Here is a 19,048-nt window from a genome sequence, read left to right on the forward strand (position 1 = left end):
AGTGTTTGAAAGGAAGCGAGAGACAATGGCAAGCGTTAGTGGCAGCAAGACCCGGCAGGTCGTCACCCGCTTCGCTCCCTCGCCGACCGGCTACCTCCATATCGGCGGGGCGCGAACGGCGTTGTTCAACTGGCTCTATGCGCGGCATCATGGCGGCCGCGCGTTGCTGCGGATCGAGGACACAGACCGTAAGCGCAGCACCCCCGATGCGATCGAAAAGATTATCGACGGGCTCGACTGGCTGGGCCTCGATTTCGACGAGGCACCGGTTTTTCAGTCCGACCGCGCCGAACGCCATGCCGAAGTCGCACATAAGTTGCTCGAGGCGGGCCATGCCTATAAATGTTTTGCCACGCCCGAGGAACTCGAGGAGATGCGCGCCCAGCAACGCGCGAACAAGCAGCCGATGCGCTACGACCGGCGCTGGCGCGACCGCGACGAGAGCGAAGCGCCCGACGGCGCGCCCTTCGTGATCCGGCTGAAGGTGCCGACCGAAGGTGAGACGACGATCGAGGACGCCGTTCAGGGCAAGGTCACGGTAAACAACGCCGAGATCGACGATTACGTCCTGCTCCGCGCCGATGGCACGCCGACCTACATGCTCGCCGTTGTGGTCGACGATCACGACATGGGCGTCACCCATATCATCCGCGGCGACGACCATCTCAACAATGCCTTCCGTCAATTGCCGATCATACGGGCGATGGACCAGATAGAGGGTGGCTGGCCGGATCCGGTCTACGCCCACGTCCCCCTGATCCACGGGCCCGACGGCGCGAAAATGTCGAAGCGGCACGGCGCTGTCGGCGTCGAAGCCTATCGTGACGAGGAAGGCATCCTTCCCGAAGCGCTGTTCAATTACCTCTTGCGTCTTGGCTGGGGCCATGGCGACCGCGAAGAGATCACGAAGCGGGAAGCCATCGAACTGTTCGACCTCGACGGCGTTGGCAAGGGACCGGCGCGCTTCGACAGCAAGAAGCTGCTGAATCTCAACGGCCACTACATTCGCGAGGCGGACGATGCTCGACTGGCGGAAATCGTCGCCGCCAGGATGGGACCGGAAGCAGACACAAAACTGCTTACCGAGGCCATGCCCGTGCTGAAAACGCGCGCGAAGTCCGTCAACGAACTCACTGAGGGCGCAGCCTTTCTTTTTACCGAACACCCGCTGGAAATGACGGAGAAGGCCGCCAAGCTTCTCGATGACGACGCACGTGCGCGCCTCGCCGGATTGTCAAAAATGCTGCATGTGCAAAATGACTGGACAATCGAGGCGCTGGAAGCCACTACGAAATCGTATGCCGAGCAGCTCGAACTGGGTCTTGGCAAGCTCGCGCAACCCATGCGCGCAGCGCTGACGGGCACGACCACGTCGCCCGGCATTTTCGATGTGCTGGTCCTGCTGGGCAAGGAAGAGTCGCTCCTGCGTATCGATGCGCAGGCCTCGCCCTCAGGCACCGAAGAGAACGAGTAGGAGAAACGCGTGGCCGACAAGCAGGCAACCCTCGATCTGGGCGGTCAGACCCAGGAATTCCCCGTGCTGCAGGGCAGCGTCGGGCCCGATGTGGTCGACATCCGCAAGCTGTACGGTACGACCGGGAAGTTCACCTACGACCCCGGCTACAAGTCCACCGCCAGCTGTGAAAGTGCGTTGACCTATATCGACGGCGAGGAAGGCGTCCTTCTGCACCGCGGCTATCCGATCGGCCAGCTGGCTGAAAATTCGAGCTTCATGGAAGTCGCCTATCTGCTACTCAACGGCGAGCTGCCGCAGCAGGCCGAACTGGACGATTTCACCTATACGATCACGCGGCACACCATGCTGCATGACCAGCTGCGCCAGTTCTACCAGGGCTTTCGGCGCGATGCGCACCCGATGGCCATCATGTGCGGCGTGGTCGGCGCACTGTCGGCCTTCTATCACGACAGCACCGATATCTCGGATCCCGAGCACCGCAAGATCAGCAGCCACCGCCTGATCGCGAAGATGCCGACGATCGCCGCCGCAGCCTATAAGTACTCGGTCGGCCAGCCCATGATGCAGCCGGACAACTCGCTTAGCTATACGGGTAATTTCCTGCGCATGACGTTCGGCGTTCCGGCCGAGGAATACGAGCTGCACCCGGCAGTCGAAAAGGCGATGGACCGGATTTTCATCCTCCACGCCGACCACGAACAAAATGCCTCGACCTCGACCGTGCGCCTTGCCGGCTCGTCGGGTGCCAACCCGTTCGCCTGCATCGCGGCCGGCATCGCCTGCCTGTGGGGCCCGGCGCATGGCGGCGCGAACGAGGCCGCGCTCAACATGTTGCAGGAGATCGGCACGCCCGATCGCATCCCGCACTATATCGAGCGCGCCAAGGACAAGAACGACCCCTTCCGCCTGATGGGCTTCGGCCACCGCGTCTACAAGAACTACGACCCGCGCGCGACGGTCATGCAGAAGACCGTGCGCGAGGTGTTCGAGGCGCTCAACGTCACCGATCCGGTGTTCGAGACCGCGCTTCAACTCGAAGAGCTTGCGCTCAACGACGATTACTTCAAGGAAAAGAAGCTTTTCCCGAACGTCGACTTCTATTCGGGCATCATCCTTTCGGCGATCGGCTTCCCGACGACCATGTTCACCGCGCTCTTCGCCCTCGCCCGCACGGTCGGCTGGGTCGCACAGTGGAACGAGATGATCTCGGACCCCGCGCAGGTGATCGGCCGTCCGCGCCAGCTCTATACCGGCCCGACCGAGCGCGACTACGTAGCCATCGGCCAGCGCTGACATGGGTTTCGTCCTCATGGCCTTCGGAGCGGCATTGATGCTCTCCGGAGGCCTGTGGACGCTCCAGGGTCTGGGCCTCGTTATGTGGCCCGCCGACAGCTTCATGCTCGCGGAACGCGAATGGGCGCTTTATGGCGCGATAACCTTTATGGTCGGTCTGTTCCTGTTTCGCAGCGGATCGCGCCGCGGTTGATCAGCGCGGTTTTTCGCGCAGATCCTCGGCTGCCGGAACCGACAGGGTAAAGCGCGCGCCTTGTCCCGGCGCGCTCTCCACCGTCAGATCGCCATCCATCGCGCGCGCAATCCGCCGCGAAATGTAGAGTCCAAGGCCAGAGCCGCCATCACCGCTGCGCCCGAGCCGTTCGAACTTCTCGAACACCTGCTGCTGCTGTTCCTCCTCGAGCCCGTGACCCTGGTCGGCCACAGTGATCAAGGCGCGATTGCCGATCCGGTCGAGCCGGATCCACACCTGGCTGTCATCGGGTGAATAGCGGATCGCATTGCCGACCAGATTGAGCAGGATTTGCAGCACCCGGCGGAACTCGGCGATGGCCAGCTGGCTTTCCCCTTCCGGCGGCGCGACCAGCGTAATGCCCTTCTCGCGCGCCCGCACACCCAGGATACCGCAGGCACGGCGGGCGACGTCGGCCAGTTCGATCCGGTCGGGAGCGGTCGCGAAATCCTCCGATTCGACCACTTCGAGATCCGAAAGATCGTCGATCAGCGCAAGCAGGTGTTGTGCCGCGGTGGCGATGTCGGACGCATAGGAGCTGTATTCATCGGCCAAAGGCCCCGCCAGCTTGGTCCGGATCGTTTCGGCATTGGCGATGATGCGATTGATCGGCTGGCGCAGGACCGGCGTGAGGTCGCGGCCAAAGGATGGTCCGTCTTCGCTATCGCTGTCAGCGCCCGAACCATCCTCCGCGAGCGGGCTGTCGGCGGTGAGATAGAGGACGAAACCGGCACTGCCCGGCTGCGGCTGGCCGAGCGGTTCAAGATGTGCGGTCCAGCTGCGGCCCGAACCATCGATTTCGCACCTGGCGCCGTCGAGCAGCCGCCAATGGAGCGGTTGCCGATGCGTATTGCCAGGCAGGCGTACCAAGTCGGTCCACGGCTTGCCGACGTTGGCCTGCGCCTTCTCGGCGAAATCGACAAGGTCGGCGGCTTCGGTGTCGATCGACAGCAGACGCTGGTTTGAGTCGAGCCTTGCGGTGCAGTCGGCAAGGTGACGATTGATCTCGAGGCGGCGCCGCGCTGCATCGATATCGTTTTCGGGCGGCAGTTCCTCACTATGCCAGCTCACCACGTCGATCGCGCAGCCGTCAGCCTCGCCCGATTCGTCTGTGATCGGGGAAATCTCGACCCAGGCCGTAATCCGCTTCTCGCCGTCGATGGCCTCGAACTGGCGCGCAAGGCGCAGTCCGTAACGCTGCGCCTCTTCGACGAGCGCCAGAAGCTCGGGAATCGCAATCCGCGACCCGATCGAGCCGCCACAGGCCTGCTGCAGCTCCGCCAGCGGGTCGTCGGCTTCGACAAGCTTGCGGTCCGCATCCGCTCTGGCCCGTGCAATGTATCGGGTTCCGACGGTGGCCATCGTCAGCCTGCTCCGACCGGCGTGGATTGAGAAAGCAGGCCGCGCGCCTCCTCGGCAGCCATGCCGGCGATCTCCCGCAGCGGGATCGCTTGCGGATTGAGCCGCAGCACCTGTCGCTCGACATCGGCGCTGTCGAGCCCTGCCCCGCGCAACCCCAGCGCAAGGCGCGCGGTCTGCTGATGGTGGGTCGAGAGCACCGCAGCGACGCGCGACTGCCCCGAGCGTGCCGCCAGCGCAGAAAGAAACAGCGCCGGACCTGCCTGATCGACATCGAGCGCCCGCAGCGCCGCATTGCCCATTCCGGTGACAACCCGCCCCAGCAGCGATAGTCGTCCGGCTCCCTCGTCATAAGCGTTGCGAAGCTTGGCTTCCGCGCGGATCATCGCATCGGAACGCAATTGTCCGCTAAAGGCGCGCCAGCCCATCAGCAAATCGTGAAACAGGTCGCCGGGCAACTCACCCAGCGGCAATTCCATCCTGCGTTGGGTCTGCGCAAAGCGTGCCTGCGCGGTAAGCGCTGACATCGCGGCGCTGGCAAGGGCGCTATCATCGGAAGCGATCAGTTCCTGCACCAGCGGGGAAAGCACCGGGTCGATGCCGTATTGGGCCTCGAGCCGTTCGGTCAGCTGCCATTCCAGCGCCAGCGCATGGCAATGCGCGAGCAGAGCGGGACTGCCGAAAAAATGCTCGGCCAGCGCTTCGCCATGGCGTTCGGCGAAGGCTTCGCTGCCCGCCTGCCCCGCAGCCTCGGCCTGCGCGCGCAGGACCTGCCATGCGAGATTGTGGCACATGCCGCGGATCCGCGCGACGATCTCGTCGCTGAACAACGAATGGTCGGGGGTAGCCAGCAAATGCGACAGGATGGGAGCAATCCGGGCAAGCATCGCATTGCCGCGCGCGATCGCGTCGCGCAGGGGTTCCCGATCGGCAGCGGCCTCGGGGGATGCAGCGTCAGGCATCAGCATGGCTCGGGCTTAGCATCGACATGGTTAAGCGCGCGTTAGTCCCTTGGTTCCGACGTGAGGAAAAGCGTCACCAGCACCGCCAGCGATAGCACCGCCACAAACGGTTGCGCGACGCCGAAGAGCACGGCCGGCAATAGCCCCAGCGTCAGCAGCACGCGATCGGCGTAGCTGCGACGCCAGCGCGCCGTACTCAGTCGTTCCCCCAGATGCAGCAAGCCGAACAACACCGCAGGCACGAACAGTCGCAGCCAAGTGGTATCTTCGGGTGATGCCATGGCGACGAGCACGACCAGCAGTGGGTCCAGCAGAATCCCAAGCGCCTGGACCAGAACCGGTACGCTCGGGCGTACTTGGCCGGCATTGGAAATGCGGCGAACCACTTCTTCCATCGCAAAGAGCAAGACCGCCAGTGCCGCAAGGCCGAAGCCGGGCAATATCCACCCGGCAAGACCCAGCGACAGGGCGAGAAGGCCCATTGCTGCGGCTCCGAGCGCAAGAAAACGCGGCAGTCGTCCGCCCATTGTGTCCTGCGCGAGGCGCGCGCCCATACGCTCGGCAATCGCCAGACCCGGTGCGCTAAACGGCGCGACGTCGGCATGGCCCGCCACCCAGCTCCGCTCCCGCATGGCGAGTTCCTCGGTTGTCGGATCGCGCAGCCAGATATGTTCATCGAGCAGGCGCGTTTCGAGCGGATGCGTTCGTACCCCCGATTGGAGGGCGATGCGCAACAGCGCCGAGGGCGTATCGACATCCGTCGGCAGCTGAGCGAGTTTCTCGACCGCATTACCACGCACCAGTAACGCACCGGCCCAGGCGAAATGCGCGTCGATCCGCTCGTAACCGCGCTGCACCGCCGGGTCCTCCGGGAAGACCAGCACGCCTGGTTTGGCCAGATGCCGCACGATCGAATCTTCGTCGGGCAAGACGCCGGAAGAGAGGACCAGCAGTTCGTCCTGCGCAGTGACGATACCCGACAGCTTGCGCGGCTCGCGGATCGCGATGAACCGCGCGCCTGCCGCCTCCGCGCGGTGCTGCAGATCGATGACTTCGCGGCCGACCGTGGTGGCGAGGCAGGCGATGCTCTCGCAGCCCGCGGCCAGCGCGATATCGAGTTGCCGTTCGACCAGGCGCGCACCCGCGAGCATGCGGAACGGCGCAGGGATCTTGCGCGGTTCGGCTGGGCCATCGAGGACTGACAGCAGGGCGACGCGCACGCTGAACTCCGATTGCGAGGGTTGATCGAACCCGGCTTCTAGGGCTGTCTGCCACCGCCCGCCAAGTCGCGAGCCCTATTTTCCCTCAGGACAGAGCTTCGACGAAAGTGTCTATGCGCTGGAGAACCGTGGGCTCACCTGGCGCAGCGGTACGCGCTTCTTCAGCAAGGTCCATCAGTTCCGGGGCGTGAAAACTCGCCGCAATGGCGTGCAACCTGCTGGCGGCGACTTCCCAATTGCCGTCGCACCGGGCGCGACGCAACAGGTCCAATTGGCGAGCGACGCTGTCGGTGAAGGCCGCGCGCAGCTCAAGCCTGAGCGACGGATCGTCGCCTGCCGCAGTGGCAAGTGCGGCATCGAAGCTGGTAGAGTGATACGCCATGGCCACAGCCTGCCACCAAAGCGGTTAATTGCTGTTTAAGCCCAACCGCTTTGGTGATAGCTTTCAAACCTATGAGAAAGCGCCCGCTGATCCAGGCCGTCGACCAAACGGCCGATGAAACCCCACCGGAAACTGAAGTTTCCGAAGGGGTTGTCGAACATATCTCGGAGGATCCTGAAGAGGATATCGAGGAGGAGTGGGACGAGGAACCACAGCCCGGACGCAGCTTTGCCTGGGTTTTCCCGCTTCTGGCAGTGCTGGCGATCCTCGGTTGGACGGGCTTCTTCGGCTGGGCGCACCAGAGCGAAATCCTCGCAAAACCCACTCCGCGCGAATTGACGGGCCTGATCGCACAATGGGCGATCCCGGTGCTGCTCGTTGTCAGTATCTGGCTGCTTGCCATGCGCAATTCGACACGCGAGGCAAAGCGCTTCGCCGAGGTCGCGCAAAATCTGTCGGCGCAATCGGCCGAACTCGAGACCCGCCTCGCCGTGGTAAACCGCGAACTGAGCCTCGCCCGCGAATTTCTGACCGCGCAGACGAAAGAGCTGGATTATCTGGGCCGGACCGCAACAGATCGGCTATCGGAAAATGCCGATCGGTTGCAATCGCTCATCGGAGCGAATGGCGAACAGGTCGAATCGATCGCACGAGTCAGCGTTACCGCGCTGGAAAACATGGATAAATTGCGGGACAATCTCCCGGTTATCGCCAATTCCGCAAAAGACGTATCGAACCAAATCGGCGGGGCAGGCCGTGAAGCACAAGCCCAGCTCGACGAGCTGGTCCATGGGTTCGAGCGACTCAATGAATTCGGCGCGGCGAGCGAGCGACAGGTGGCCTCGCTGCGCAAACGTGTCGACGCGGCGCTCGAAGCGTTTACCAAGCAGGCCGAGCAACTGGGCGCGATAACCGAACGACGTTTCGCCGAACTGCGCGAGAACAGCGAGGCGTTTCGCGGCGATCTCGACAGTCGCGAAGTCGAGGCGCTCGCCTCGATCCGGAACCGCTTCGAGAAGTTACGCAGCGAACTCGACGAGACCGAGACCCAAGCGGCTGCCGAACGTGAGACCGCGATGGATAGCTTGCAGGAACGCCTTGCAACCCTTCGCAGGGAAACCGCCGAAGCCGCAGAGACAATCCGCGATGGCGAAGCGCACGCACTGACCGCCTGGGCCAGCCAGGTGGATGCGATGCAGGAGCGGTTGCGTGAAGCCGTTGCCGAGGTCACGCGGATCGACGAAGCGGCGCTAGCTGCGGCCAATACCAAGCTCAAGGAGCTGTTCGCCGAGGCGGAGACGGTGGACGCCCGCCTGGCCGAACGGAACCGCCTTTTTGCGGAAGAGACGGGTCGGCGACAGGCGGAGCTTTCAGAAGCCGAAGATGCGGCGCATTCCAGCATGAGAGACCGGCTTGCCGCGCTCGACGACGTAATCGCCGAGCGACGGGCCGCACAAGCGGAGCAGCTCTCGCTCATGGCGGCAGAAGGTGAAGAGCTGGGCGAACGGATCGCCGCCTTGGGCACGACTTTCGATTCCGTTGCCGCTCAGGGTCGAATGGCCCGCGACGAACTGTCCGAAGGTATCGCTACTCTCGATGCCAAACTGGGGGAGAGCCGCGAGGCTCTGGAGGGAACGGATGCCGCTGTCTCCGCGCTAACCGACGCCAGCGTTCGATTGCTCGAACTCATCCAGGCGAGTGCCAAGCACAGCCGGGACGAATTGCCGGTGGCGATGGAGGCGAGCGAGGCACGCCTCGCCGAAATCGAGCGGCGCGCAGAGGATGTGAAAAGCCTGCTCGACCAGGCAAAGGAAGCGGGCAAAGCGCTCACCGCGAGCATGGACGAAGCTGGCACCCGCAGCCGCGAGGCGATGGCCGAGGTCGACGAATTTCAGGCGCGTTTCGGCGAAACGGCAGGCGCCCAGGTAGACGGCATCGAACGTCTGCGCGCCAGCGTGGCTGCGCTGGGCGATGAAAGTGCCACTGTTTCGGAGCGTACGCAGGGCGAATTGCGCGACGCGATTACCGCGCTCGAAACCAGTGCCCGCGAAGCGCTTGCCGCAATCGAGACCGAACAGGCCGAGCGGATCGCAGGGATTGCCGGCAAGGTCGGCGAACAGAGCGCAGAGGCGATCGACAAGGCCCTGCGCGACCATACACAGGAAGCGATCACAGCACTCGATCGCGCGACCGAACGGTCGGCCGAGGCGGGCCGCGAGGTCATGCGCCAGCTGCGCGACCAACTGGCCAAGGTCAACGAACTTACCGGTAATCTGGAAAACCGCATTGCGCATGCGCGGGAGCGGGCTAGCGAGGAGGTCGACAACGATTTCTCGCGCCGCGTCGCATTGATAACCGAAAGCCTCAATTCGAACGCGATCGACATCGCCAAGGCGCTTTCGACCGAGGTCACCGATACGGCCTGGGCGAGCTATCTTCGCGGCGATCGCGGTATCTTCACCCGCCGCGCAGTGCGCTTGATCGACAACACCGAGGCGCGCGAAATCGCCGAACTCTACGATGTCGATCCCGATTTCCGCGAGCATGTCAGCCGCTATATTCACGATTTCGAGTCCATGCTGCGCACCATGCTCTCGACGCGCGACGGAAATGCGGTCAGCGTCACACTGCTGAGCAGCGACATGGGGAAGCTGTACGTCGTGCTGGCGCAAGCACTCGAACGGCTGCGTCAATAGCGCGTCAGGCGTCGGGTCCCCACAGGATCAGGTGATCGACCGTGATCCAGCCATAGATGTAATTGAGCACATAGGCGGTGGTCACGACGGCCGCCAGGATCACCGCGCGCAGTAGCAGCCTACCTGGTCGAAATTCGACCGGCGCGCTATCGGCCTGACCGGGCACTTTCTCGACGCCGGCTTCGTCATGCGTGCGCACCCCGAACGGGAGCAGCAGAAAAGCGCTGAAGACGAAAAACAGGAAGTAGATCGCGAGAATACTGGTCCATTCCATCGCTCTGGCTCCTAAAGATTGGGCAGGATCACCCGCACCTGCGGGCGCTTGCCCGACCAGCGCTGCGCGGCGCGGCGGGCGGCGAGACGCGCGGCCTCGTGGATGCTGGCTTCATCGCGACGATCGCGTCCCCGTAGCTTGGCGATTGCCGCGCGGATGTCGCTGCTCGCCTCGGCGATGAAGTCCTCGTAATCCTCGTCCAGCGGGAGGCCGAGACTGTCGAGGCGCGGATTGAGATCGCCATCCAGCGCCACGATGACCACGCCTTCGCGCATGATCCGCCGCCGCATGGCGATCGCCTCGCCATCGGCAGGCACGATGATGTCCCCATCGAGCACGAGGCGCCCCGCCCGCACTTCGGCCACCTTGCCCGGTGCACCGGGTGCGAGCCGCACAAGATCGCCATTCTGCTGTACGACCTGATCGGGTATCCCGCTGGCCTTGCCCAGCCTGCCCTGCTCCTGCATATGCCGCATCTCGCCATGGACGGGCACGAGGATCTCGGGCCGCAGCCAGCCATAGAGCGCCTCGAGCTCGGGCCTGCCGGGATGTCCGGAAACGTGGATCATGCTCTGCCGGTCGGTGACCATGGTGATTCCGCGCGCGGCGAGCTTGTTCTGGACCGCGCCTATCGAAATCTCATTGCCCGGGATCTGGCGGCTCGAAAACAGCACGACATCTCCGCCGACCAGTTCGAGCGGATGGTTCTCGTCGGCAATACGCGCCAGCGCTGCCCGCGGTTCGCCCTGCCCGCCCGTGGCGAGGATCAGCAGCTCGCCGCGCGGCAGGCCCATGGCCGTGTCGAAATCCACCGGCTCAGGGAAGTCCTCCAGATAGCCATTGTCTTGCGAGACCTCGATAATCCGATCGAGCGACCGTCCTGCGACGCAGATCTGGCGGCCGGTTTCGCGCGCGACATCGCCAAGTGTCTGCAGCCGGGCGACATTGCTGGCAAAGGTCGTCACCAGCACGCGCTTGCCCTGATGTCGCTGGACTTCTTCGAGCAGGCCCTTGTGCACGGCACCTTCCGAGCCGCTCGGCGCGGGATTGAACACATTCGTGCTGTCGCAGACCAGCGCGAGCACGCCTTCGTCTCCGATCTCGGTCAATTCCTCTTCGGTGGTCGGCTCGCCGATGATCGGATCCTCGTCGAGCTTCCAGTCGCCGGTATGGAAGATCCGACCGTGCGGCGTGTCGATCAGCAGCGCATTGCCTTCGGCAATCGAGTGCGCGAGCGGGATATAGGTCACCTCGAACGGGCCGACCGCAAAGCTGCCGTGGTCGTCGGGGATCACATGCAGGTCGATCTGGTCTTCCAGCCCTGCCTCTTGCAGCTTGCGGCGGACCAGCTCGGCCGTGAACGGCGTTGCGTAGATCGGCACGTCCAGCTCGGCCGCGAAATAGGGGACCGCGCCGATATGGTCCTCATGCGCGTGCGTCAGCACGATCGCCTCGAGTGTGTCCGCGCGGTCCTCGATGAACTCGAGGTCGGCAAAGACGAGGTCGACGCCGGGATACTGGTCGCCCGAGAACGTCATCCCTAGATCGACCATCAGCCAGCGGCCCTGGCAACCGTAGAGGTTGACGTTCATGCCGATCTCGCCCGACCCGCCCAGCGCAAGGAAGAGCAGTTCGTCTTCGGGAGTGAAGTCCTTCTTCAAGCTGCGCGCTCCGCAAGGATCGCAAGCCCTTCGAGCGTGAGGTCGGTATCGACCGCGTCGAACAGCGCGGTGTGTTCATCGAACAGAATCGCCAGACCGCCCGTTGCCACGACCTTGGCCGGCCGGCCGATCTCGTCCTTCATCCGCGCGATCAGGCCCTCGATCAGCGAGACATAGCCCCAGAACACACCGACCAGCATCTGGTCTTCGGTATTGCGTCCAATCACGCTGTCGCTTTCCGGCCGCTCGATCGCGATCCGCGGAAGTTTGGCGGTATTGCCGACCAGCGCATCGAGCGAAAGGTTGATACCAGGCGCGATGATCCCTCCCTTGTAGGCGCCGGTGAAATCGACCGCATCGAACGTCGTGGCGGTGCCGAAGTCGACCACGATCAGATCACCTTCATACTTCGCATGCGCAGCAAGCGTGTTGAGCGCGCGGTCGGCGCCGAGCGAGCTGGGCTGCTCGATATCGAGTTCGAACCCCCATTCGGCCCTGCCCTGCCCCGCGATCAGCGGCGTAACGCCGAGATATTTTTCCGAAAGGACGGTGAGGTTGTGGATCGCCCGAGGCACGACCGAACCGATGATGACCTGGTCGATATCGGCACTGTCGAAGCCCTGGAATTCGGCCAGTTGCAACAGCCAGACGGCATATTCGTCGCCGGTTCGCCGCGGGTCGGTGGCAATCCGCCAGCGGGCCTTGATCTCGCGCCCTTCGAACAGGGCGAAGACGACATTGGTATTTCCGACATCGGCTGCGAGCAGCATGGCTCAGCTCTCCTCGTTCACGAGCATTACATCGCCCGCGTGGATGGCACGGGTGGAGCCGTCCGCCAAGCGCAGGGTCAAAGCACCATCGACGGTCAGGCCGGCAAAACCGCCCTGTATCCGGTCTTCTCCGGGAGGCTGCACGACCAGCGGTGTCCCCGGCGGATGCGCGACCGCAGTCCAGCGCCGCGTGAGCGGTTCGAGCCCGTAGGTGCGCCAGCGCTCGACTTCGAGATCGAAGGCGCTTGCCAGTGATTGCGCAAAGTGGTCCCGGTCCGGTGCTGGACCAAGCGCCGATAGCGCGATGGTCTTGCGATCGGGCAGTTCGGGCGCTGCGGCGAGATTCACCCCCATGCCGACGATGATCGTGTCGCGCTCGCGCTCGAGCAGTATGCCGGCCAGCTTGGCATCGCCGAGCATGAGATCGTTGGGCCATTTGAGGCGGAGTTGGCTGGGATCAGCGAGGATCTTCGAGACAGCCTCGTAGGCAGCCACTCCAGCAACAAGCGCGAGCGTAGCAGGGTTCGGATCGCGCGGGGCGATATGCACGACCGTCGAGCCCATGAAATTGCCGCTGCCGTCGGACCAATTACGCCCCTGGCGCCCCCGTCCTGCAACCTGACGGTCGGCGACGAGCCATTGCCCCTCGGGTACGGACTCGCCCGCGCGCAATTGCGCGGCGAGATCGGAATTGGTCGAACCGGTCTCGGTAACGAAGCGGATCACATCGCCGCGACGAAAGAAGCGGCGGCCTGTGCGGTCCATTCACCCAACGGAATGGTCAGCAGGTACCCCAGCGGCGAGATGATCGCCACGCAGATCGCCAGCACCACCCAGTGGCTCATCGGGCTGGTCGCCTCGACTTCGCGGACCGGCTCGTCGAAGAACATCACCTTGATGAACTTGATGTAATAGAACGCGCCGATGACGCTGGCGGCGATACCGATTGCCGCCAGCGCGACGAGGTCGGCCTGCACCGCGGCCTGGAAAACAACGAACTTGCCCCAGAAGCCGAACAGCGGCGGAATCCCGGCGAGGCTGAACATCAGCGCCAGCAGCGACCAGGCCAACGCCGGGCGCCGGGTCGAAAGGCCCGAGATATCGGCGAAGGTTTCGAGGTTATTGCCTTCCGGATCGCGCAGCATCAGCAGCGCGGTAAAGCTGCCCACGACCATTGCCGCATAGATCGCGAGATAGGTCATCACACCGGAAATGCCGGAGGGGGTCGCGGCAGCCAGGCCGATCAGGATGAAACCGACATTGTTGATCGAGGAGTAAGCGAGCAGGCGCTTGAGGTTCTGCTGCCCGATAGCGCCCAGCGCGCCGACCACGATCGAGGCTAGCGCGGCGAAGATCACGATCTGGCGCCAGCTGTCGACCTCGCCCGCAAAGGGATCCATCGCCATGCGGACCAGCATGCCCATCGCCGCGACCTTGGGGGCGCTGGCGAAAAAGGCGGTGACCGGCGTGGGCGCGCCTTCGTAGACGTCGGGGGTCCACATGTGGAACGGGACCGCGCTGACCTTGAAGGCGAGCCCGGCGAGCACGAAGACCACGCCGAACAGCGCGCCGGTCGCGAAATCGGCAGCAAATGCCGCGCGGACGCCCTCGTAATTGGTCGTACCGGTGAAACCGTAGACGAGGCTCACGCCATAAAGAATGATGCCCGACGCGAGCGCCCCGAGGACGAAATATTTGAGGCCCGCCTCGGCCGATCGGTCATCGTTGCGCAGGAAACTGGCGAGCACATAGCTGGCAATGCTCGACATCTCGAGACCGATGTAGAGTGTCATCAGGTCGGTCGCCGAGACCATCATGCCCATGCCGACCGCGTTGAACAGCATCAGAACCGGATATTCGCCGCGATAGGCGCCGCGCTGCTCGAAGAAGCTCGGTGTGACCACCAGCACTGCGGCAGCGGCGAGGTAGATCAGGATCTTGGCGAAACTGCCGAAGGCACCCGCACGGTAGAGATCGCCGAAGGCCCGTCCGGCGACTTCCCCGGTCGCCTGCTCAAACAGCTGCGCGCTGAAAATGGCCGCGACGATCAGCGCCGTCACCGTGAGACTGGTGAGCATACGGGCGGATCGGGGGCCACCCCAGGCGGCGACCAGCAGGAAAACCAGGCCAGCCAGCGAAAGACCGATTTCGGCACCGGTCAGGTAGAGCGAGGTTGCGTAGGACATCAGTGCGCTCCCTCCTCACCATGGGCTGAGCCATGCGTGGCCTCGACGAAATTGGCGTGCCGTTCGCGCGGGGTGCCGATCACGTTGTCGGCATCGAAATCGGGCGCGGCACGTGCGATGCGGGCCTCGAGTGCGGCAATGTCCTGACGCATGGGGGCAAGGAAGCTTTCCGGATAGACGCCCATCCACAGCACGGCGGCTGCGATCGGGGCGAGCATGGCCCATTCGCGGGCATTGAGGTCGAGCATGGCCGCTGCATCGGCGTTCTTCTGTTCGCCGAACGCCACGCGGCGGTAAAGATAGAGCATATAGGCGGCACCCAGGATGATGCCCGTGGTGCAGACCAGCGTCACCAGCGTCGAGACCTTGTAGATCCCGGCCAGCGCGAGGAATTCGCCGATGAAGTTGCTGGTGCCCGGCAGGCCGATGCTGGCCATGGTGAACAGCAGGAAGAACAGCGCATATTTCGGCATGTTGATCGACAGCCCGCCGTAGCGCGCGATCTCACGCGTATGCAGCCGGTCGTAGATCACGCCGACACACAGGAACAGCGCGCCCGAGACGAGGCCGTGGCCGAGCATGACCATCATCGCGCCTTCGATCCCCTGCACATTGAAGGCGAACAGGCCGACCGTCACGATAGCCATGTGGGCAACCGAGGAATAGGCGATCAGCTTCTTCATGTCGTTCTGCACCAGCGCGACGAGCGAGGTGTAGATCACCGCAACCATCGAGAGGATGTAGACCAGCCAGGCGAACTGTTCGGAAGCCTCGGGGAACATCGGCAGGCTGAAACGGATGAAACCGTAGCCGCCCAGCTTGAGCAGCACACCCGCGAGGATGACCGAACCGGCGGTGGGCGCCTGAACGTGCGCGTCGGGCAGCCAGGTATGCACCGGCCACATCGGCATCTTCACCGCGAAGCTGGCAAAGAAGGCCAGCCACAGCCAGGTTTGTGCCGCCGGGCTGAAATCGTAATTGAGCAGCGTCGGGATGTCGGTGGTGCCCGACTCGTTCACCATCCACATCATTGCGATCAGCATCAGCACCGAGCCGAGCAGCGTGTAGAGGAAGAATTTGTACGAAGCGTAGATGCGATTGTCGCCGCCCCACACGCCGATGATCAGATACATCGGGATCAGGCCTGCCTCGAAGAAGATGTAGAACAGGAACAGGTCTTGCGCGGCGAACACGCCGATCATCAGCACTTCCATGAGCAGGAAGGCGCTCATGTACTCGCCCACACGCTTGTCGATGGCTTCCCAACTGGCGAGGATGCAGATCGGCATCAGGAAGACGCTGAGCATGATCAGCATCAGAGCGATACCGTCGATGCCCAGCGCATAGCTGAACCCGGCGAAAATCTCGGCCCGCTCGGTAAACTGCCATTGGGCGCCGCCGATGTCGTAGTTCATCCACAGCACGACCCCCAGCGCGAGGTCGATCAGCGTCGCGACCAGCGCGACCATGCGAGCCGACTGCGCGCCAAGAAACAGGCAGGCGATGGCGCCCGCCAGCGGAACGGCGAGCATCAGCGAAAGGATGGGGAATTCCATCAGAAAAGTACCCAGGTGATCGCGGCGACGAGCCCGAGGAGCATCACCAGCGCATAGCTATAGAGATATCCGGTCTGGAACTTGCGCGCCCCGACCGAGCCCTTCTCGACCACCCAGGCGATGCCATTGGGTCCGAAACGGTCGATCATGCCGATATCGCCGAGTTTCCAGAACTGGCGTCCGAGCCAGAAGGCCGGCACCACGAAGAGATAGTGGTAGAGTTCGTCGAAATACCACTTGTTATAGAGAAAGCGATAGATCGGGCCGAGCTGTTCTGCGGTTTTACCGGGGATGCTGGTGTCCTTGACGTAGGCCAGCCAGGCGACGAACAGGCCGATCAACATCACGATCAGCGCCGAATACTTAACCCAGTAAGGCACGGCGTGCATCGCGTCGATCAGCGGTGCGTTGTAGAAGATCGAGCTGCCCCAGAAGGCCGCGTCATCGAGGAATGTCGGCGCGAAGAGCTGCCCCGCGAATACCGCTCCGATAGATAGCAGCCCCAGCGGGATCAGCATCGTCAGCGGGCTTTCGTGCGGATGATAGCCTGCAGTCCCTTCGTGGGGATGCACGTCCTCATGGGCGGCGTCGCCGTGTTCCTCGTCGGGCGTTTCGTGTTGGCCGTGGACCGCGTGCTGGATATGCTCGCTGTCGGCCCAGCGGGGCTTGCCCCAGAAGGTCAGGAACATCAGGCGCCAGCTATAGAAGCTGGTCAGCAGGGCGGCGAAAACACCCATCCAGAAGGCGAACTGGCCGAGTTCCGTACCGCGGCCATAGGCCACTTCGATGATCGCATCCTTCGACCAGAAGCCTGCGAAACCAGCGCCCAGGTGGTAGATGCCCACACCGGTGATCGCGAGCGTACCGGCCATCATCGCCCAGAAGGTCAGCGGGATGTGCTTACGCAGATTGCCGTAATAGCGCATATCCTGCTCGTGGTGCATCGCGTGGATGACCGAGCCTGCACCGAGGAACAGCAGCGCCTTGAAGAAGGCATGCGTAAACAGGTGGAACATGGCTGCGCCGTATGCGCCGACGCCTGCAGCGAAGAACATGTAGCCGAGCTGCGAGCAGGTCGAATAGGCGATGACGCGCTTGATGTCCCACTGCGTCGTGCCGACAGTTGCGGCGAAGATACAGGTCGCGGCACCGATGAAGGTCACCATGGCGAGCGCGACGGGCGCGGTCTCGAACATCGGCGACAGGCGGCAGACCATGAATACGCCTGCGGTCACCATGGTCGCAGCGTGGATCAGTGCCGATACCGGTGTCGGGCCTTCCATCGCGTCGGGCAGCCAGGTGTGCAGGCCGAGCTGCGCCGATTTGCCCATCGCGCCGATGAACAGCAGGATGCACAGCACGTCCATCGTGTAGACGGTGTAACCGAGGAAACCGATCGTCGCGCCGCTCATGCCGGGCGCGGCCGCCAGTATCTCGCTGATCGAGACCGTGTCGAACACGAGGTAGGTGCCGAAAATGCCGAGCATGAAGCCGAGGTCGCCCACGCGGTTGACCACGAAGGCCTTGATCGCGGCGGCATTGGCGCTGGGTTTCTTGAACCAGAAACCGATCAGCAAATAGCTGGCGAGGCCCACGCCTTCCCAACCGAAGAACATCTGGACGAGGTTGTCGGCGGTCACCAGCATCAGCATGGCGAAGGTGAACAGCGAGAGGTAGGCGAAGAAGCGCGGCTGGTCCGGGTCTTCCTCCATATAGCCCCAGCTATAGAGGTGAACGAGCGCCGAGACGGTGTTGATCACCACCAGCATGACCGCGGTCAGCGTGTCGACGCGCAGCGCCCAGTCGAACGCCAGCGTGCCCGATTGCACCCAGGTCAACACGGGCACGACCGAGGGTTCGGCAGTGCCGTTCACGAAGCTAAGGAAGATCGGCCAGCTCAGCGCCGCGCTGACGAACAACGCACCGGTGGTGATCGCCTTGGCGAAAACCGGCGGCGCGGCTTTGTTGGTCAGCCCCGCGACGATTGCCGCGACCAGCGGCAAGAAAACGATAACAAGAATTTCCACCGTGGCTTACCCCTTCAGCCGGTCGACATCGTCCACCGCGATCGTGCCGCGGCCACGGAAATAGATCACGAGAATTGCCAGCCCGACGGCGGCTTCGGCCGCAGCGACGGTCAGGACGAACATTGCGAAGACCTGCCCCACGAGGTCGCCGAGAAAGGCGCTGAAGGCCACCAGCTGGAGGTTCACGCTCAACAGGATCAGTTCGATCGCCATCAGGATGACGATGATGTTCTTCCGGTTGAGGAAGATACCGAGCACGCCGAGCACGAAGAGGATCGCGCTGACGACGATATAGTGTTCGATGCCGATCACAGCTCGACCCCTTCGCCCACTTGGGGCTGTTTCATGACGGTGGCTTCGTTCGGATTGCGCCGGTTCTGCTTGCCGATATCCTGCTGGCTGCGCGAACCGGCGGGGCGCTTGCGATGGGTCAGCACGATCGCGCCGATCATCGCGACGAGCAGGATGATACCGGCCCCCTCGAACAGGAAGATGTAGTCGCGATAGAGAATCGCGCCGATGCTGGCGGTGTTCGAATCGCCGAGAAGGGGAGCAGCCGCGCCGCTTGGCACGCCGAGTTCCAGGGTACCCGCCTGATAAGCGCCGATACCCAGCACCAGCTCGGCCAGCAGCACGAGGGCAATCGCAATTCCGAGCGGGAAGTTCTTGATGAAACCGGCGCGCAATTCGGCGAAGTCGATGTCGAGCATCATGACCACGAACAGGAACAGCACCGCGACCGCGCCGACATAGACGATCACCATCAACGCGGCGATGAACTCGGCGCCGACAAGCACCATCAAGCCCGCGGCGTTGAAGAAGGCGAGGATCAGCCACAGCACGGAATGCACCGGGTTGCGCGCCATGATGACCATGACGGCGCTGGCGATGACAAGCGCAGCGAACAGGTAAAAGGCTAAAGTCTGAATCATGGCCCCTGTGTCTCGTTGGCG

The 19,048-nt window shown here is 63.4% G+C and carries 17 protein-coding genes; 4 read left to right on the forward strand and 13 right to left on the reverse strand.

Annotation, left to right across the window (positions count from 1 at the left end; all coding sequences use genetic code 11):
• Positions 1–25: 25 nt before the first annotated feature.
• The 3 genes from gltX to ASS64_RS02345 are packed head-to-tail and all read left to right on the forward strand — an operon-like array spanning position 26 to position 2,963.
• Positions 26–1,474: a glutamate--tRNA ligase gene (gene gltX / locus ASS64_RS02335; RefSeq protein WP_067689249.1), complete on the forward strand. Its 1,449-nt coding sequence runs from the start codon at positions 26–28 to the stop codon at positions 1,472–1,474.
• Between the two features lie 9 nt (positions 1,475–1,483).
• Positions 1,484–2,770, forward strand: coding sequence for a citrate synthase (locus ASS64_RS02340; protein WP_067689252.1), 1,287 nt, complete (start codon positions 1,484–1,486; stop codon positions 2,768–2,770).
• 1 nt (position 2,771) lies between these two features.
• On the forward strand, positions 2,772–2,963 hold the full coding sequence (locus ASS64_RS02345) for a hypothetical protein (protein ID WP_067689255.1): 192 nt from the start codon (positions 2,772–2,774) through the stop codon (positions 2,961–2,963).
• Here ASS64_RS02345 and ASS64_RS02350 read toward each other — a convergent pair whose 3' ends face one another.
• The 4 genes from ASS64_RS02350 to ASS64_RS02365 all read right to left on the reverse strand — a co-directional run bounded on the left by ASS64_RS02350 (position 2,964) and on the right by ASS64_RS02365 (position 6,925).
• Positions 2,964–4,364, reverse strand: coding sequence for a sensor histidine kinase KdpD (locus ASS64_RS02350; RefSeq protein WP_067689258.1), 1,401 nt, complete (start codon positions 4,362–4,364; stop codon positions 2,964–2,966). It lies immediately after the preceding gene.
• 2 nt (positions 4,365–4,366) lie between these two features.
• Positions 4,367–5,323, reverse strand: a complete 957-nt coding sequence (locus tag ASS64_RS02355; protein ID WP_157075050.1) for a hypothetical protein — start codon at positions 5,321–5,323, stop codon at positions 4,367–4,369.
• A gap of 41 nt (positions 5,324–5,364) precedes the next feature.
• On the reverse strand, positions 5,365–6,543 hold the full coding sequence (locus ASS64_RS02360) for a hypothetical protein (protein ID WP_067689263.1): 1,179 nt from the start codon (positions 6,541–6,543) through the stop codon (positions 5,365–5,367).
• 85 nt (positions 6,544–6,628) lie between these two features.
• Positions 6,629–6,925 carry a hypothetical protein gene (locus ASS64_RS02365; RefSeq protein ID WP_067689267.1) on the reverse strand — a complete coding sequence of 99 codons (297 nt, stop codon included), beginning with the start codon at positions 6,923–6,925 and terminating at the stop codon, positions 6,629–6,631.
• Positions 6,926–6,996: 71 nt separating this feature from the next.
• Here ASS64_RS02365 and ASS64_RS02370 point away from each other — a divergent pair, with 71 nt between their 5' ends.
• The gene (locus tag ASS64_RS02370) at positions 6,997–9,621 is read left to right on the forward strand and encodes a hypothetical protein (RefSeq protein WP_067689270.1); all 2,625 of its coding nucleotides are present in this window, start codon (positions 6,997–6,999) and stop codon (positions 9,619–9,621) included.
• Between the two features lie 4 nt (positions 9,622–9,625).
• On the opposite strand, the gene ASS64_RS02375 is transcribed toward ASS64_RS02370, so the two are convergent.
• The 9 genes from ASS64_RS02375 to ASS64_RS02415 are packed head-to-tail and all read right to left on the reverse strand — an operon-like array spanning position 9,626 to position 19,027.
• Entirely contained in the window at positions 9,626–9,895 is a 270-nt protein-coding gene (locus tag ASS64_RS02375) for a DUF1467 family protein (RefSeq protein ID WP_067689273.1), read from the reverse strand.
• An 11-nt stretch (positions 9,896–9,906) separates the two neighbouring features.
• Complete coding sequence (locus ASS64_RS02380; RefSeq protein ID WP_198147616.1) at positions 9,907–11,556, reverse strand: ribonuclease J; 1,650 nt, start codon at positions 11,554–11,556, stop codon at positions 9,907–9,909.
• Complete coding sequence (locus tag ASS64_RS02385) at positions 11,553–12,326, reverse strand: type III pantothenate kinase (RefSeq protein WP_067689276.1); 774 nt, start codon at positions 12,324–12,326, stop codon at positions 11,553–11,555. The genes ASS64_RS02380 and ASS64_RS02385 overlap by 4 nt, the downstream gene beginning before the upstream one ends.
• A 3-nt stretch (positions 12,327–12,329) precedes the next feature.
• Complete coding sequence (locus tag ASS64_RS02390) at positions 12,330–13,052, reverse strand: biotin--[acetyl-CoA-carboxylase] ligase (protein ID WP_067690324.1); 723 nt, start codon at positions 13,050–13,052, stop codon at positions 12,330–12,332.
• On the reverse strand, positions 13,049–14,512 hold the full coding sequence (gene nuoN / locus ASS64_RS02395; protein ID WP_067689279.1) for an NADH-quinone oxidoreductase subunit NuoN: 1,464 nt from the start codon (positions 14,510–14,512) through the stop codon (positions 13,049–13,051). The genes ASS64_RS02390 and nuoN overlap by 4 nt, the downstream gene beginning before the upstream one ends.
• Positions 14,512–16,068 (reverse strand): NADH-quinone oxidoreductase subunit M, encoded by a 1,557-nt coding sequence (locus ASS64_RS02400; protein WP_067689282.1) that lies wholly within the window; start codon positions 16,066–16,068, stop codon positions 14,512–14,514. Before ASS64_RS02400 ends, nuoN begins: the two co-directional genes overlap by 1 nt.
• A complete protein-coding gene (gene nuoL, locus ASS64_RS02405) occupies positions 16,068–18,095 on the reverse strand; it encodes an NADH-quinone oxidoreductase subunit L (protein WP_067689285.1) in 2,028 nt (675 codons plus the stop codon). The genes ASS64_RS02400 and nuoL overlap by 1 nt, the downstream gene beginning before the upstream one ends.
• 6 nt (positions 18,096–18,101) lie before the next feature.
• Positions 18,102–18,407 (reverse strand): NADH-quinone oxidoreductase subunit NuoK, encoded by a 306-nt coding sequence (nuoK, locus tag ASS64_RS02410; protein ID WP_067689288.1) that lies wholly within the window; start codon positions 18,405–18,407, stop codon positions 18,102–18,104.
• On the reverse strand, positions 18,404–19,027 hold the full coding sequence (locus ASS64_RS02415; protein ID WP_067689291.1) for an NADH-quinone oxidoreductase subunit J: 624 nt from the start codon (positions 19,025–19,027) through the stop codon (positions 18,404–18,406). Before ASS64_RS02415 ends, nuoK begins: the two co-directional genes overlap by 4 nt.
• Positions 19,028–19,048: the final 21 nt, after the last annotated feature.

The sequence above is a fragment of the Erythrobacter sp. AP23 genome, assembly GCF_001542855.1.
Lineage (GTDB): Bacteria > Pseudomonadota > Alphaproteobacteria > Sphingomonadales > Sphingomonadaceae > Qipengyuania.

Excerpts from the sequence above, each read along its gene's own strand:
- gltX (WP_067689249.1), top strand. The coding sequence starts at position 26 with ATGGCAAGCGTTAGTGGCAGCAAGACCCGGCAGGTCGTCACCCGCTTC.
- ASS64_RS02345 (WP_067689255.1), top strand. The coding sequence starts at position 2,772 with ATGGGTTTCGTCCTCATGGCCTTCGGAGCGGCATTGATGCTCTCCGGA.
- ASS64_RS02350 (WP_067689258.1), bottom strand. The coding sequence starts at position 4,364 with ATGGCCACCGTCGGAACCCGATACATTGCACGGGCCAGAGCGGATGCG.
- ASS64_RS02355 (WP_157075050.1), bottom strand. The coding sequence starts at position 5,323 with ATGCCTGACGCTGCATCCCCCGAGGCCGCTGCCGATCGGGAACCCCTG.
- ASS64_RS02365 (WP_067689267.1), bottom strand. The coding sequence starts at position 6,925 with ATGGCGTATCACTCTACCAGCTTCGATGCCGCACTTGCCACTGCGGCA.
- ASS64_RS02370 (WP_067689270.1), top strand. The coding sequence starts at position 6,997 with ATGAGAAAGCGCCCGCTGATCCAGGCCGTCGACCAAACGGCCGATGAA.
- ASS64_RS02375 (WP_067689273.1), bottom strand. The coding sequence starts at position 9,895 with ATGGAATGGACCAGTATTCTCGCGATCTACTTCCTGTTTTTCGTCTTC.
- ASS64_RS02385 (WP_067689276.1), bottom strand. The coding sequence starts at position 12,326 with ATGCTGCTCGCAGCCGATGTCGGAAATACCAATGTCGTCTTCGCCCTG.
- nuoN (WP_067689279.1), bottom strand. The coding sequence starts at position 14,512 with ATGTCCTACGCAACCTCGCTCTACCTGACCGGTGCCGAAATCGGTCTT.
- ASS64_RS02400 (WP_067689282.1), bottom strand. The coding sequence starts at position 16,068 with ATGGAATTCCCCATCCTTTCGCTGATGCTCGCCGTTCCGCTGGCGGGC.
- ASS64_RS02415 (WP_067689291.1), bottom strand. The coding sequence starts at position 19,027 with ATGATTCAGACTTTAGCCTTTTACCTGTTCGCTGCGCTTGTCATCGCC.